General features: G+C 54.2%; 28 protein-coding genes. All 28 read left to right on the top strand.

The window, feature by feature from the left end:
* On the top strand, nucleotides 1–127 hold a 127-nt coding region (locus tag ADN00_RS12735; RefSeq protein ID WP_456238514.1), incomplete at its 5' end, for an EF-Tu C-terminal domain-related protein.
* A gap of 16 nt (nucleotides 128–143) precedes the next feature.
* Nucleotides 144–452 carry a 30S ribosomal protein S10 gene (gene rpsJ, locus ADN00_RS12730; protein WP_075063370.1) on the top strand — a complete coding sequence of 103 codons (309 nt, stop codon included), beginning with the start codon at nucleotides 144–146 and terminating at the stop codon, nucleotides 450–452.
* A 283-nt stretch (nucleotides 453–735) separates the two neighbouring features.
* Nucleotides 736–1,365 (top strand): 50S ribosomal protein L3, encoded by a 630-nt coding sequence (gene rplC / locus ADN00_RS12725; protein WP_075063369.1) that lies wholly within the window; start codon nucleotides 736–738, stop codon nucleotides 1,363–1,365.
* Between the two features lie 51 nt (nucleotides 1,366–1,416).
* A complete protein-coding gene (gene rplD / locus ADN00_RS12720; protein WP_075063379.1) occupies nucleotides 1,417–2,043 on the top strand; it encodes a 50S ribosomal protein L4 in 627 nt (208 codons plus the stop codon).
* A gap of 13 nt (nucleotides 2,044–2,056) precedes the next feature.
* Nucleotides 2,057–2,359 (top strand): 50S ribosomal protein L23, encoded by a 303-nt coding sequence (gene rplW, locus ADN00_RS12715; RefSeq protein ID WP_075063368.1) that lies wholly within the window; start codon nucleotides 2,057–2,059, stop codon nucleotides 2,357–2,359.
* Complete coding sequence (gene rplB, locus ADN00_RS12710) at nucleotides 2,359–3,183, top strand: 50S ribosomal protein L2 (protein ID WP_075063367.1); 825 nt, start codon at nucleotides 2,359–2,361, stop codon at nucleotides 3,181–3,183. The genes rplW and rplB overlap by 1 nt, the downstream gene beginning before the upstream one ends.
* A 49-nt stretch (nucleotides 3,184–3,232) precedes the next feature.
* Nucleotides 3,233–3,511, top strand: a complete 279-nt coding sequence (gene rpsS / locus ADN00_RS12705) for a 30S ribosomal protein S19 (RefSeq protein WP_075063366.1) — start codon at nucleotides 3,233–3,235, stop codon at nucleotides 3,509–3,511.
* A 5-nt stretch (nucleotides 3,512–3,516) separates the two neighbouring features.
* On the top strand, nucleotides 3,517–3,858 hold the full coding sequence (gene rplV / locus ADN00_RS12700) for a 50S ribosomal protein L22 (protein WP_075063365.1): 342 nt from the start codon (nucleotides 3,517–3,519) through the stop codon (nucleotides 3,856–3,858).
* Nucleotides 3,859–3,917: 59 nt separating this feature from the next.
* On the top strand, nucleotides 3,918–4,598 hold the full coding sequence (gene rpsC, locus ADN00_RS12695) for a 30S ribosomal protein S3 (protein ID WP_075063364.1): 681 nt from the start codon (nucleotides 3,918–3,920) through the stop codon (nucleotides 4,596–4,598).
* Between the two features lie 50 nt (nucleotides 4,599–4,648).
* Nucleotides 4,649–5,077, top strand: a complete 429-nt coding sequence (rplP, locus tag ADN00_RS12690) for a 50S ribosomal protein L16 (protein ID WP_075063363.1) — start codon at nucleotides 4,649–4,651, stop codon at nucleotides 5,075–5,077.
* A complete protein-coding gene (rpmC, locus tag ADN00_RS12685) occupies nucleotides 5,074–5,286 on the top strand; it encodes a 50S ribosomal protein L29 (RefSeq protein ID WP_075063362.1) in 213 nt (70 codons plus the stop codon). Before rplP ends, rpmC begins: the two co-directional genes overlap by 4 nt.
* Nucleotides 5,283–5,558, top strand: coding sequence for a 30S ribosomal protein S17 (rpsQ, locus tag ADN00_RS12680; protein WP_075063361.1), 276 nt, complete (start codon nucleotides 5,283–5,285; stop codon nucleotides 5,556–5,558). Before rpmC ends, rpsQ begins: the two co-directional genes overlap by 4 nt.
* A 3-nt stretch (nucleotides 5,559–5,561) precedes the next feature.
* Nucleotides 5,562–5,933 (top strand): 50S ribosomal protein L14, encoded by a 372-nt coding sequence (rplN, locus tag ADN00_RS12675; protein ID WP_075063360.1) that lies wholly within the window; start codon nucleotides 5,562–5,564, stop codon nucleotides 5,931–5,933.
* A 26-nt stretch (nucleotides 5,934–5,959) separates the two neighbouring features.
* Entirely contained in the window at nucleotides 5,960–6,292 is a 333-nt protein-coding gene (gene rplX / locus ADN00_RS12670; RefSeq protein ID WP_075063359.1) for a 50S ribosomal protein L24, read from the top strand.
* Nucleotides 6,293–6,312: 20 nt separating this feature from the next.
* Nucleotides 6,313–6,855, top strand: coding sequence for a 50S ribosomal protein L5 (gene rplE / locus ADN00_RS12665; protein ID WP_075063358.1), 543 nt, complete (start codon nucleotides 6,313–6,315; stop codon nucleotides 6,853–6,855).
* Nucleotide 6,856: 1 nt separating this feature from the next.
* Nucleotides 6,857–7,039 carry a type Z 30S ribosomal protein S14 gene (locus ADN00_RS12660; RefSeq protein WP_075063357.1) on the top strand — a complete coding sequence of 61 codons (183 nt, stop codon included), beginning with the start codon at nucleotides 6,857–6,859 and terminating at the stop codon, nucleotides 7,037–7,039.
* Nucleotides 7,040–7,061: 22 nt separating this feature from the next.
* Nucleotides 7,062–7,475 carry a 30S ribosomal protein S8 gene (gene rpsH / locus ADN00_RS12655; protein ID WP_075063356.1) on the top strand — a complete coding sequence of 138 codons (414 nt, stop codon included), beginning with the start codon at nucleotides 7,062–7,064 and terminating at the stop codon, nucleotides 7,473–7,475.
* Between the two features lie 20 nt (nucleotides 7,476–7,495).
* Entirely contained in the window at nucleotides 7,496–8,038 is a 543-nt protein-coding gene (gene rplF, locus ADN00_RS12650) for a 50S ribosomal protein L6 (RefSeq protein ID WP_075063355.1), read from the top strand.
* Nucleotides 8,039–8,052: 14 nt separating this feature from the next.
* Nucleotides 8,053–8,418 (top strand): 50S ribosomal protein L18, encoded by a 366-nt coding sequence (gene rplR / locus ADN00_RS12645; RefSeq protein ID WP_075063354.1) that lies wholly within the window; start codon nucleotides 8,053–8,055, stop codon nucleotides 8,416–8,418.
* 35 nt (nucleotides 8,419–8,453) lie between these two features.
* On the top strand, nucleotides 8,454–8,978 hold the full coding sequence (gene rpsE, locus ADN00_RS12640; protein WP_075063353.1) for a 30S ribosomal protein S5: 525 nt from the start codon (nucleotides 8,454–8,456) through the stop codon (nucleotides 8,976–8,978).
* Nucleotides 8,971–9,174, top strand: coding sequence for a 50S ribosomal protein L30 (rpmD, locus tag ADN00_RS12635; protein ID WP_075063352.1), 204 nt, complete (start codon nucleotides 8,971–8,973; stop codon nucleotides 9,172–9,174). The genes rpsE and rpmD overlap by 8 nt, the downstream gene beginning before the upstream one ends.
* The gene (gene rplO / locus ADN00_RS12630; RefSeq protein ID WP_075063351.1) at nucleotides 9,174–9,626 is read left to right on the top strand and encodes a 50S ribosomal protein L15; all 453 of its coding nucleotides are present in this window, start codon (nucleotides 9,174–9,176) and stop codon (nucleotides 9,624–9,626) included. Before rpmD ends, rplO begins: the two co-directional genes overlap by 1 nt.
* 25 nt (nucleotides 9,627–9,651) lie before the next feature.
* Complete coding sequence (gene secY / locus ADN00_RS12625; RefSeq protein WP_075063350.1) at nucleotides 9,652–10,983, top strand: preprotein translocase subunit SecY; 1,332 nt, start codon at nucleotides 9,652–9,654, stop codon at nucleotides 10,981–10,983.
* Between the two features lie 4 nt (nucleotides 10,984–10,987).
* Nucleotides 10,988–11,638: an adenylate kinase gene (locus ADN00_RS12620; protein ID WP_075063349.1), complete on the top strand. Its 651-nt coding sequence runs from the start codon at nucleotides 10,988–10,990 to the stop codon at nucleotides 11,636–11,638.
* Nucleotides 11,638–12,480 carry a type I methionyl aminopeptidase gene (gene map / locus ADN00_RS12615; protein ID WP_082390111.1) on the top strand — a complete coding sequence of 281 codons (843 nt, stop codon included), beginning with the start codon at nucleotides 11,638–11,640 and terminating at the stop codon, nucleotides 12,478–12,480. Before ADN00_RS12620 ends, map begins: the two co-directional genes overlap by 1 nt.
* A 57-nt stretch (nucleotides 12,481–12,537) precedes the next feature.
* A complete protein-coding gene (rpmJ, locus tag ADN00_RS12610; protein WP_075063348.1) occupies nucleotides 12,538–12,651 on the top strand; it encodes a 50S ribosomal protein L36 in 114 nt (37 codons plus the stop codon).
* 9 nt (nucleotides 12,652–12,660) lie between these two features.
* Entirely contained in the window at nucleotides 12,661–13,050 is a 390-nt protein-coding gene (rpsM, locus tag ADN00_RS12605) for a 30S ribosomal protein S13 (RefSeq protein WP_075063347.1), read from the top strand.
* Nucleotides 13,051–13,169: 119 nt separating this feature from the next.
* A complete protein-coding gene (gene rpsK, locus ADN00_RS12600) occupies nucleotides 13,170–13,574 on the top strand; it encodes a 30S ribosomal protein S11 (protein ID WP_075063346.1) in 405 nt (134 codons plus the stop codon).
* Nucleotides 13,575–13,588: the final 14 nt, after the last annotated feature.

Here is a 13,588-nt window from a genome sequence, read left to right as displayed (position 1 = left end):
CGGCGACAACATCAACATGACCGCTGAACTGATCGTTCCGGTTGCGCTCGAGCAGGGTTCCAAATTCGCGATCCGCGAAGGCGGTCTGACCGTGGGCGCCGGCGTTATCACCAAGATTCTGGCTTAGAAAATAGGTGTAAGGTATGGCAAAGCAACGAATTCGCATTCGTCTGAAAGCATACGATCATCGTGTGCTGGATCAATCCGCCAAGCGGATTGTGGATACAGCGGAACGCAGCGGGGCGCGGGTTGTGGGACCGGTGCCGCTTCCGACCCGGATTGAAAAATTTACGGTTCGCCGCTCAACGTTCATCGATAAAGATTCGCACGAGCATTTTGAGGTGCGCACGCACAATCGTTTGATTGACGTGTTGGACCCCGATGCGAAAACGATCGACATGCTGATGCGCTTGAATCTACCGGCCGGTGTGGATATTGAGATCAAGATTTAACAGGTTTACAAGAATGAAATGACCGGTTCATCAGGTGGCGGGTAGAAAAGACTTGTCGCCTGATGACTGGTCAAAAAAAAAGAATAGCAGTATAATTACGAGGTTTGCCAGACAAAGCATTGTCTGGTTCGACCATGCGGTGCAAGAGCGGCTCTGTGGGCGCACGACACGATGCGGAGTGACGCAGCAGGCTGACTGACTGCACTGCATATAAGAGATGATGCGGCCAAGCCCAGGCTGACAGTCTCTTGCAACTTCAACCTTACGAAGGAGAAAAACTGAGATGTTTAAAGGGCTGATAGGCAAGAAAATCGGTATGACCCAGATTTTCGATGAGAACGGCGCGGCTGTGCCGGTAACGCTCATTGAAGCTGGGCCTTGCTTTGTTACCCAAGTGCGCACGCCCGAAAACGACGGGTACTCCGCCGTGCAACTGGGTTTCGAAGAAGTGAAGCCGAAACGCCTCACTGGTGGTAGTTTGGGGCACCTCAAGAAGAACAACTTGCCCCCACTGCGCTTCCTGCGCGAGTTTCGAGCCAAAGAACCTGGTGTGTCTGAAGGGGAAAAAGTGTCGGTTGAGCAGTTCGCGATTGGCGAGCATGTGGATGTTACCGGTACGAGCAAAGGCCGCGGGTTCCAGGGTGGTGTGAAACGGTACGGTTTCCGCGGTGGTCCGAAGACACATGGTCAATCGGATCGTCATCGCGCGCCTGGTTCACGTGGATCTGGCACAACCCCAGGGCGTGTGTTCAAGGGCTCTCGTGGTCCGGGTCACATGGGCAATGAGCGCGTAACCCAGTCTCACTTGATGGTCGCGCTGGTAGACCCTGAGCGCAACCTGATTGGTGTGCGTGGCGCCGTTCCTGGGCCGCGTGGTGGTCTGGTGCTGATCAAGGAGGCGCGGAAAAAATAGTCTGACGCAAGGATGACATTTTTTCAGCACATTAAAGGGAGCGAAGTGACTATGTTAGTAGATGTTTATAACATGGAGGGCAAAAAGGTGGACTCGGTGGAATTACCGGGAGCGATCTTTGAAGCCCCAGTTTATGTAGACTTGATGCACCAGGCATTCGTGCGCCAGATGGCGAACGCCCGCCTGGGCACGCACGACACCAAAGTGCGTGGTGAAGTATCGGGTGGTGGACGCAAGCCGTGGCGCCAGAAGGGCACTGGCCGGGCACGACAGGGTTCCATCCGGGCTGCACAGTGGAAGGGTGGTGGCCGCATCCACACACCGCATCCGCGCAAGTACACCAAAGCAATGCCGCGCAAAATGCGCCTGGCGGCTTTACGCTCGGCGCTGTCTGTGAAGGCAGCTGAGGCGAATGTGGTGATGTTGGATCAGTTGGCACTGCCGGAACCCAAGACGCGTTTGATGGCGAAAGCCCTGGATACGCTGGTGGGTGATTGCAGCGCGTTGATTTTGATCCCTGAAAAAGAAGCTTATGAGGGCGTGATCCGCGCGACGAACAATCTTCCAGACGCGAAGATTATGCTTTCGGGCTACTTGAATATTCGTGATTTGCTGAAGTATGAAAAACTGGTCATGCCGGTTGCATCACTTGAGTCGATCTCGAACCATTTAGGGTAGGTAGGAGGAAACAATGAATACGATTTATGATGTTCTCCGCCGACCGCTGGTAACCGAAAAAAGCAATTACCAGGTTAGCAAGCTGCACCAGTATGTGTTCGAAGTGGCGCCCAATGCCACACGCAGCATGGTAAAAGATGCTGTGAGCAAGCTGTTTGATGTGAAGGTGCTGCGCGTGAATATTGTTAATGTTCCCGCGAAGAGCACCCGCCGCGCGCGCAGCCGCCGGATGGCGATCCGCCAATCGGCGTACAAGAAAGCAATTGTTACCCTCGCGCCGGAAGATAGCATCGCGATCTTTGAAGGGGTAGAGTAATGGCTGTCAAGATTTACAAACCAATCACACCCGGTACGCGACATCGCACGGGCTACACTTTTGAAGAGATCACGAAGAGTACCCCTGAGCGCTCACTGGTTGTTCCCCGCAAAAAGAACGCCGGTCGGAATATGTATGGCCGCGTTACCGTTCGCCATCAGGGCGGCGGTCACCGCCAAAAAATTCGCCTGGTCGATTTTAAACGGGATAAAGTGAACGTTCCTGCGACTGTTGCATCGATCGAATACGATCCCAACCGCACCGCTCGCCTGGCGCTGCTGCATTATGTGGACGGCGAGAAACGCTACATTCTGGCCCCGGTGGGCTTGAAAGTGGGCGATAAAGTGGTGAACGGCCCCGAAGCAGAAATTCGCCCTGGCAACGCGTTGCCCATCGCGAACATTCCTGTGGGTACCATGATCCATAATGTTGAGCTGAAAGAAGGCAAAGGCGGGCAGATGGTTCGCTCGGCTGGCGCCGCGGCTCAGCTGCTGGCGAAGGAAGGTGATTATGCCACGGTGCGCCTGCCCTCGGGCGAGATGCGCCTGGTACGTCAGGGTTGTTACGCAACCATCGGTCAGGTCGGCAACCTGGATCACAGCAATGTGAAGCTGGGAAAAGCCGGTCGCAAACGCCACCTGGGCATCCGCCCATCGGTGCGCGGTACTGCGATGACCCCCCGCGACCATCCGCATGGTGGTGGTGAAGGGCGCCAGCCGATTGGTATGCCCGGTCCGAAGACTCCGTGGGGACGCCCCGCGCTGGGTTATAAGACCCGTCGGAATAAGAAGACTGATCAGTACATTGTTCGCCGCCGCAAATAAGCGGGGCAACAGGCTGACCGGTTAGATTGAGCGACAGAGGGACGCAAGTATGTCACGATCGCTGAAAAAAGGGCCGTTTATCGAGCCCAAACTTCTGAAAAAAATTGAAGATATGAATGCTCGGAACGAGAAGAAGGTGCTGCGCACCTGGAGCCGGGCGAGTGTGATCTTCCCGCAAATGGTAGGACACACGATAGCGGTGCACGATGGCCGTCGCCATGTGCCGATCTACGTCACAGATAACATGGTTGGGCACCGGTTGGGTGAGTTTGCGCCCACCCGCCACTTCCGCGGCCACGTTGCCGAGAAGTCATCTAAGAAGAGGTAGGCAAAATGGCAACCGATATTCGTGCTAAATTAAGTAACTGTGGCATTTCTGCCCAAAAGGCCCGCCTGGTGATCGATACCGTTCGCGGCAAAGCGGCAGTGGAAGCGATTGATTTACTGCGCTTCACCAACAAAGCAGCCGCACTGCCGGTTCGCAAGTTGATTGCTTCTGCCGTGGCAAACGCGGAAGAGAATTTCGGTTTGAGCCGAGATGATCTGTACGTGTACAAGATCACGGCTGACGAAGCGCCTACCCGCCGCTGGCGGCGGTTTGGAGCGCGCGGGCGTTTCAAGCCGATCTTACGCCGCTCTTCTCACATCGAAGTGGTTTTGCGAGAGCGGAAGTAGTGAGATAGGTTCACCTGGCACTGCCAGGTGATGAGATAGGAAAGACACCAGGAGATATTATGGGTCGTAAAGTACATCCGATTGGATTTCGTCTGAGCATCAATAAGACCTGGGACGGGCGCTGGTACGCTGATGGTCCCCAGTATATTGACCAGCTGCATCAGGATTTCCAGATTCGTGAGCTGATCATGAAGGAAGCTGGCCGCGCGGGCGTGTCTCGTGTGGAGGTGGAACGCTTCCCTGGCAAGGTGAAAGTTGTGGTGAACACGGCCAAGCCGGGTATTTTGATCGGCCGCAAAGGCGAGACTGTGAAGAAAATTCGCCAGGATCTGGAAGCGTTGACCGGAAAGCGCATCGATCTCGAAATCAAAGAGATTAAATCGCCCGATCTGGACGCGTATCTGGTGGCCGAGAACGTGGGCGGGCAGATAGCGCGCCGCGTGAGCTACCGCCGGGCGATGAAACGCGCCATCCAGCAGGCCATGCGCCAGGGAGCGCTTGGAATTAAGATTTCCGTCTCGGGCCGTTTGGCGGGCGCTGAAATGGCGCGCACCGTGTGGCTGCGAGAAGGCCGTGTGCCGCTCCAGACTCTCCGCGCTGACATCGACTTTTCCCAGACCGAGGCTTTGACCACGTATGGCAAGATCGGCATCAAGGTGTGGGTCTACCGTGGCGATGTTCTCTCGCGCGAGATCGAAGAGAAAGTGCAACCCACCGAGGGTGTGTACGTTAGCGAATAAGCAAAACACTGGGACAACCCCAGGTGGATTGAAAAAAAGAGGTAGAGACTATGTTGATGCCAAAGCGAGTTAAGTTCCGCAAAATGATGCGCGGCCGCATGCGCGGTAAAGCGCTGCGCGGGGCGGAAGTATCCTTCGGCGACTATGGGTTGCAGGCTTTGGAGCCTGGTTGGGTTTCGGCCCGCCAGATCGAAGCCGCACGCCGCGCGATGGTGCGTGTTATGCGCCGCCGCGGAAAGTTGTGGGTTCGCATCTTCCCTGATAAGCCCTACACTCATCGCGCCGCTGAAACCCGTATGGGTAAAGGTAAAGGAAATGTGGAGTATTGGGTGGCAGTGGTGAAACCTGGACGCATTATGTTTGAAATTGCTGGTTTGCCTTCAGACGTGGCGCAAGAGGCTTTGCACCAGGCTTCCTATAAGTTCTCCATCAAGACGAAAGTAGTTGGCCGTCATGAAATTGGAGGAGAACAGGCATGAAAGTAAAAGATATGCGATTATTGTCGACTGCCGAATTACAAGCAAAGCTGGATGATGCCCGCCACGAGTTGATGAACCTGCGGTTCCAATCGGTAACGGGTCAGCTGACAGACACGAGCCGTCTGAAGAAAACGCGGCGTTTGATTGCCCAGTTTGAAACCATACTGAGCGAGCAAAAATCTGCCGGCCAGCGGGAAGGTGAGAAATGACGACTACTCGACGCCGATTAACAGGTGTAGTAACAAGCAACAAAATGATGAAGACCGTTGTGGTCGAAATTGCGCGGACTTATCGTCACCCGCTCTACAAAAAGGTTGTGCACGCGACCAAGCGTGTGAAAGCCCACGATGAACTGGGCTGCATGATTGGCGATGAAGTGCAGATCATCGAAAGCCGGCCGCTCTCTCGGGAGAAGCGCTGGGTGGTAGAGACGATCACGAAGCGCATAGGCGAGACTTCGGATGTTGTTGAAGGAGAATAAGCGATGATACAACAAGAATCTCGTCTGAAAGTGGCTGATAACACTGGGGCGCGTGAAGTGCTGGTGATCCATGTGATGGGTGGCTCAAAGCGCCGCTATGGTCAGATTGGTGATGTGGTTGTGGCGACGGTGAAGTCGGCTGCGCCGCAGGGCAATGTAAAGAAAAGCGATGTGGTGAAGGCTGTGATTGTGCGCTGCTCGAAAGAATGGCGCCGCGAAGATGGCTCTTCCATTCGTTTTGACGATAACGCCTGCGTCATTCTGGACACCGACGGCCAAAACCCCAAGGGCACCCGCATCTTTGGCCCAGTGGCCCGCGAACTGCGCGAGAAGGGCTTCATGAAGATCGTCTCTCTGGCCCCGGAAGTACTTTAGGAAGCGAATAGAGGAGCGAAACAATCATGAAAGTCAAAATTCGTAAAGGTGATCTCGTCAAGGTCATTAGCGGCCGCGGCGAAGATAAAGGGAAAACGGGCGAAGTGATTAAGGTTCTGCCGGATGAGAGCCGCGTGGTGGTGCAGGGCGTGAACATGCGCACCAAACACCAGCGCCAGGTTCAATCGCAAGGCCGCACCATTAACCCCGGCCGGGTACGTTTTGAGGCGCCGCTGCACATTTCGAATGTGATGGTGGTTTGCCCGAAGTGTGGTAAAGCTACCCGTGTGGGTCTTCTGCGCGAAAATGACGCGGTGCGACGGGTTTGCAAAAAATGCAACGCCCTGATCGACGATTAACCCGCCTGGGAGCGTAAGCAATGAATAATATGAAGCAACAATATGTAAAAGAAGTTGTGCCTGCCTTGAAGAAGGGGCTGAACCTGGAGAACATTAACGAGGTTCCGCGCATTCAGAAGGTTGTGGTGAACATTGGGTTGGGTGAAGCATTAGATAACCCGAAGGCATTAGAGGCAGCAGCAGGTGATCTGACAACGATCACGGGCCAAAAACCGATCATCATCAAAGCGCGCAAAAGCATCGCGAATTTCAAACTACGCGAAGGCCGCTTGATCGGTGCGAAAGTTACGCTGCGGGGTGACCGCATGTGGTCTTTCTTGGACCGGCTGGTAAATATTGCTCTGCCACGCGTACGCGACTTTCGGGGAGTATCATCAGACGCCTTTGACGGGCGCGGCAATTACACGCTGGGCCTGCGAGAGCAGTTGATTTTCCCTGAAATTCAGTACGACAAGATCGACAAGATTCGCGGAATGGAAGTAACCATTGTAACGACTGCGACGACCGACGATCAGGCGTACTTGCTGCTGAAACTGCTGGGTATGCCCTTTAGGAAGGATTAGTATGGCGAAGAAATGCATGACGTATCGTGAACAGCGGCGAGAATTTTCGAACCAGGTTCGTAATCGCTGCAAAGTCTGTGGCCGGCCGCGCGGTTATATTCGCCGATTTGGCCTTTGCCGAATCTGCTTTCGCGAGTTAGCCTTAAAAGGTCAGATACCCGGCGTGCGAAAGTCATCCTGGTAAGCCAGCCCGGAGGTAATTAAGAATGAGCGTAAATGATCCGATTGCTGATATGTTGACACGCATTCGTAACGGCGTGATGGCTGGCCAGAGTGTTGTGGCAATGCCCTCGTCGAAGATGAAGGCGGAAATTGCCCGCATACTGAAAGAAGAAGGCTACATCAGTGACTTTGAGGTTGCTGATGGAGAAAAGCCCACCTTCGCTACTTTGCGGGTAAAGCTGAAATATGTGGGTGAACGCCGCGAACGACGGTCGGTGATCACTGGTTTAGAGCGGGTAAGCCGCCCTGGCCGCCGTGTATATACTCAGAAGCAAGATATCCCCTGGATTTTGTCCGGTTTGGGTATTGCAATTCTGACCACCCCTAAAGGCGTAATGACCGGTCAGCGCGCGCGCAAACTTGGCGTGGGCGGTGAAATTATCTGTAAGGTCTGGTAGCCTGAGTTAAGGAGGATACTGTGTCTCGAATTGGACGTATGCCCGTGGTAATTCCAGCCGGAGTGCAGGTGGATATTCAGGGAAACGCAGTGAGCGTGAAAGGCCCCAAAGGTCAGCTCAGCTATGAGCATTTGCCTGAGGTGGCGGTGAGTGTTGAAGACAACATCTTAACCGTAACGCGCACGAACGAAACCCCGCGCGCCCGCGCGCTTCATGGAACGACCCGTGCGGTAATTAATAATATGGTCACCGGTGTGAGTACTGGTTTTGAGAAATCACTAGAAATCCAGGGTGTTGGTTACCGGGCCGAGATGAACGGCCAGAACCTGGTATTGTATGTGGGGTACTCTCACCCGGTTGTTGTGGAACCCAAACCAGGCTTGAGCTTTGATGTTGATACAAAGACTCGTATTGTGAAGGTAATGGGTGCCGATAAAGAAGTAGTTGGTCAGGCTGCAGCCGAAGTGCGCAAAGTACGCCCGCCCGAACCGTATCATGGTAAGGGTATTCGATATTTGGGTGAACAGGTGCGCCGCAAAGCTGGCAAGACCGGCAAGGCTTAACAGGTAGGTGAGCTATGACAAAGATGACTCGATCTGAAGCTCGTGAACGCCGACACAATCGCGTTCGAAAACACATCAGTGGGACGCCTGCGCGTCCACGGTTGTCGGTATTCCGCAGCCTTGCCAATATCAATGCCCAGGTAATTGATGATGTGGCTGGTGTAACCCTGGCTTCGGCCTCTTCGGTGGATCGCGAGCTGCGCGAAAAGCTGGATGGGATGAAGAAGTCGGAACAGGCCAAACTGGTTGGCCAACTGGTTGCTGAGCGCGCTTTGGCAAAAGGCGTGAAGCAGGTTGTGTTTGACCGCGGCGGTTACAAATATATTGGCCGTGTAAAGGCATTGGCAGAGGCAGCCCGTGAGGCAGGCCTTGAGTTCTAAGGCAATAATCGAAAGGTAGTAGAGGGCCAAAGATTATGGATAATTTCCAACCGATGGAAGACCAACTGGACGAGCGCGTGATTGAAATTGCGCGTGTCGCCAAAGTTGTAAAAGGTGGCCGTCGCTTCCAATTCCGCGTGGCTGTGGTTGTTGGTGACAATAACGGCAATGTGGGCCTGGGAATTGGTAAGGCCAATGCGGTGCCGGATGCGATGCGCAAAGCGAGCGAACGCGCCCGCAAAAATATGCACAAAGTTGCCCTGTCTGGCACCACCATCTCGCATGAGGTGATGGGGCGTGTGGCCGGTGCGCGAGTTTTGTTGAAACCCGCTTCTCGTGGAACGGGCGTTATTGCGGGCGGCAGCACACGCGCTGTTTTGGAAGCTGCTGGTGTTCGCGATATTTTGACGAAGTCGCTGGGCAGCACGAATGTTTTGAATGTGGTAAAGGCCACCTTCCAGGCGCTTGAGTCGATCAAAGACCCGAAGGTAGAAGCCGCGCACCGCGGTAAACCAGTGGAAGAGCTTTTGCCGTTCTGGGAGCGGAGGAAGAATGGCTAAGAAAAGCGAGCCGAAGAAACTTCGCATCACGCTGGTTCGCAGCGTGATTGGCAACACTGAAAAACATAAAGCTACCGTGCGCGCGCTGGGTCTGCACAAAATCAATCAGAGTGTTGTGCAAGAAGACTCTGCCACGCTGCAAGGAATGCTGCGAAAGATTAATCACTTGGTTAAAGTGGAAGAGCAGGTAGAGTGATGAAACTGAACGATCTTAAGCCAAATGAAGGCGCCACAAAGAAACCAAAACGCGTTGGCCGCGGCCATGCTGCCGGTCAGGGTAAAACCGCCGGCCGCGGTACCAAAGGCCTGGGTGCGCGCAATGGTTCTGGCGGCAAATTGTACCGCCAGGGCGGTAACCTGCCGTTCTACCGCCGCTTGCCCTTTATGCGTGGTGAAGGCTTCACTCCGATTAACCGGGTTGAATATAACGAAATCAATGTGGAGCAGCTGGCCCGCTTTGAGGCTGGTACGGTGATTACACCAGAGTTGTTAGCCGATGCAAAATTGATCAGCAAGCCGAAAAACCCGGTTGTGGTTTTGGGCCGGGGTGAGCTGACTGTGGCGCTGACGGTGAAAGCCCAGCGTGTAAGCAAAGGCGCTAAAGCGGTCATTGAAGCGGCCGGCGGCAGCGTCGAGATTATTGGCTAACACTGTTAGTAAAGGAGACCCACGCATGAAGCGATCAGCTTGGCGCTATCTCTGGACATCAGAGGATATTCGAAAGAAACTCCTGATCACGCTGGGTTTGTTGATTCTGTACCGTCTGGCGGCGAACATCCCTGTTCCGGGTATCGACCGTTTGGCGTTGTCACAGTTGACGCAAGCTGGCGGCGCGGCTGGGAATCTGGTTGGTTTACTCGACCTGCTTTCGGGTGGTACGGTCTCCCGCTTTTCTGTTCTGGCGATGGGTGTTTACCCCTACATTACCGCGCAAATCATCCTTCAGCTTCTAATGCCGATTATTCCGGCATTGGAAGCGAAGATGAAGGAAAACCCGCGCGAAGGCCAAAAATGGATGGAGAAGTGGACGGTGATTTTGACTGTTCCGATGGCGCTGCTTTCGGCTGTGGGACAGATCAACATTTTCAATTCAATCGCCGGTGCGCCGATTTTGCAGATTGGGTTTAGCAGCGATTTGCTGCTTTCGACCGCAACGGCTTTATTGAGCATGATCGCGGGTACGATGTTTGGTATCTGGTTGGGACAATTGATTTCGGAGTATGGTATTCCGAATCAGGGTTTATCGTTGATCATCTTCGCGGGTATTGTTTCGCGCCTGCCTGAGAGCCTGAACGCGATTTTGCGTGATCAGCAGCGCGGTTGGTGGCTGGCGATTATTATGCTGGTCATTCTGGCGCTGACGATTTTCGCGATTGTGTTTGTGCAACAAGGCCGCCGCAATGTGCCGGTGATGTTCCCCGGCCGACGGATTGGCAACCGCATGTCTATGCCGGTGCGCAGCAACTTGCCTTTGATGGTCAATATGGCCGGTATGATCCCGCTGATCTTTGCCCAGTCTATGCTCACCTTTCCGGCGATTGTAGCCAGTTTCTTCCTGGCTTCGAAAACCGAGTGGGTGGCCAACCTGGCGAAGGGTGTTTCGGATGTGTTTGGTGGTAACAGCCCGTGGTACTCATTGATGTACTTTGTGATGGTGGTGCTGTTCACTTTCTTCTACACGGACGTATTGTTTGCCCAGCAAAACTATGGCGACAATCTGAAGAAACAGGGCGCTCAAATTCCAGGTGTTACGCGCGGCGGCCCCACCCAGCGCTATTTGACTAAAGTGCAACGGCGTATCACGCTGCCGGGGGCTTTGTTCCTGGGCTTTGTGGCTGTTTTGCCCTTTATTCTGGGTGAGCTGCTCAACATTCAACAGGCAGGCCTGTCGCTGATCTCTGCCGCAGGTATGCTGATCGTGGTTGGTGTTGTTCGCGATACTTTCAATATCATCGATACCGAGCTGAAATTGCACGGTTATGATGACAGCTTGATCAAGGGGTAGAACCATGTACGTTGTATTGCTCGGACCTCCCGGCGCTGGAAAAGGAACACAGGCGCAAGCGATTTCGCAAGAGCTAAAACTGGCTCATATTTCGTCTGGCGATATCTTTCGCGAGAATTTGAAGAAAGAGACCGAGTTAGGCAAGCTGGCGAAGGGCTATATGGATCGGGGCGAGTTGGTGCCGGATGATGTAACCATTTCGATGATTGAAGAGCGGTTAAGCCGGCCCGATTGTGCCGAAGGCGCTCTGTTGGATGGTTTTCCGCGCACGCCTGCCCAGGCCGAGGCGCTTTCGGTGATGCTGGCAAAACAGGGTAAGCAGATTGATGTTGTTCCGCTGATCACTGTGCCGGCCGAGGTGCTGGTGGAACGGTTGAGCGGACGTTGGACCTGCCCGACATGTGGGTATGTTTACCACAGTGTCTTTAACCCACCCAAGCAAACGGGCGTCTGCGACACTGACGGCGCGGCGCTGTATCAACGGGAAGATGATAAGCCCGAAACAGTGAAAAATCGTATTCGGGTGTATGAATCTCAAACCGCGCCGCTGATCGAGTATTACCAGAAGCGAAACCTTTTGGCTGAAGTCGATGGCACGCTGCCGATTGAGCATGTAACCCAATCACTGCTTGAGGTGATTAAGAAGGTCGGCTAATGTCTTGGGAACGGAACGTTAACATTAAAAGCCAGCACGAAATCGAGATTATGCGTGAGGCTGGCCGGATCAACGCAGAGGCGCTGGCTGCCGCAGCGGCAGCCATTCGCCCCGGCGCCACCACCGCAGATTTGAACGCGGCGGTGGAAGAGGTGCATCGCAAATACGGAGTGTATTCCCCGTTCATTGGTGTGCCCGGACCTATTCCGTATCCGGCCAGCACCACCATTTCCATCAATGAGGAACTGGTGCATGGTATCCCTACAACGAAGCGAAAACTGAAGGAAGGGGATATCGTCTCGGTGGACTGTGGCACGGTGTATGAGGGATTTGTTGCGGATTCGGCGTTTTCGGCGGGTGTTGGAGAAATTTCAGCGGAAGCCAGAAACTTGCTCGAAGTGACAGAAAAATCTCTCTATGTGGGGATCGCGAAGATGGTTGCGGGCAATACCACCGGGGATGTGTCTGCGGCCATTGAGAAGTACGTGACCAGCCACAAGCTGTATGTAACCCGCGAATACACCGGGCATGGTGTGGGAAGAAAGATGCACGAAGGACCGCAGGTGCCCAATTATGGGGTGCCAGGCACCGGGATGCCTTTGAAAGTTGGGATTACCATCGCACTGGAACCAATGGTTCTGGTGGGAACCTGGCGGACAAAGGTGCTGCAAGACGGTTGGACGGTCATCTCGGCAGACCGCTCGCTGACGGCGCACTTTGAGCACAGCGTGGCGGTAACCGAGAACGGCCCGATGATTCTCACCCTGCTGGCAAACGGGAAACCGCCGGTTCAGATCGGCGATGGTTTTGAAACTGGACAATCAAGGCAAGACCCGGTATAATAACGTCTTTGGCTGGACAGAATGATTTTGTAATTATTCTTGAGTAAGGAGTGAAGCATGAAGGTAACAGCCTCCATTAAGAAGCGCTGTGCGAAGTGCAAAATTGTGAAACGACACGGCAACTTGTTCGTGATTTGCGAAAATCCAAATCATAAGCAGCGACAGGGATAGGTAGGAATTATGGCTCGTATAGAAGGTGTTGATCTTCCGCGCAATAAGCGGATTGACGTAGCGTTGACCTATATTTTCGGTATCGGGCCGACGCGTGCCAAGACTATTCTCGAAGCGACCGACGTTGCGCCAGAAATTCGCGTAAAAGATCTGGACGAGAATCAGGCCAATGCGCTGCGCGAGTATATCGCGAAGTCTTATAAAGTAGAAGGCGATCTGCGCCGCGAAGTGCAGATGAATATTAAGCGCCTGATCGAAATTGGCTGCTACCGCGGCTTGCGACACCGCCGCAACCTGCCGCTAAACGGTCAGCGCACCCGCACGAATGCGCGCACGCGCAAGGGACCGAAAAAGACGGTTGCCGGTCGCGGCCGCCGCCGTGGAGCAGCGAAGAAATAGTTTTGGTCTACTGAACCGACTGGTTGGGGTCCTTCCCTCCCCACGGCTGCCCAGTCGGGAATGAAAACCAGGGTTATTTTGACGCGATAAAATGGTTGAAAGGTTGATAGAGAGGTATTATGGCTCAATCAGTACGTTCGACGCGCCGAGGAGGAGCTCCTCGAAAGATCAAACGAAGTTTATCATCGGCGCAGGTGCACATCTTTGCATCGTTCAATAACACGATTGTGACCGTTACAGATCAGCAGGGCAATGCCGTTTGCTGGGCCAGCTCTGGGTCGGCGGGCTTCAAGGGCTCGCGCAAGAGCACGCCGTTCGCGGCGCGCCTGGCTGCTGAACAGGCGATCAAGTCTGCCCAGACGATGGGTGTGCAAGAAGTGGATATTATCATCAAAGGCCCCGGCCCCGGCCGTGAGTCTGCGATCCGCGCTATTCAGGGTATGGGCATGAAAGTCCGCTCGATCTCTGACGTGACCCCGGTGCCGCACAACGGTTGCCGCCCGCCCAAAAAGCGCCGCGTATAATTTAGATCTTGTAA

The sequence above is a fragment of the Ornatilinea apprima genome, from assembly GCF_001306115.1.
GTDB classification, from domain to species: domain Bacteria; phylum Chloroflexota; class Anaerolineae; order Anaerolineales; family Anaerolineaceae; genus Ornatilinea; species Ornatilinea apprima.
The sequence above is the reverse complement of the archived record's forward strand: the minus strand, read 5'-3'. Positions and strand labels throughout refer to the sequence as shown.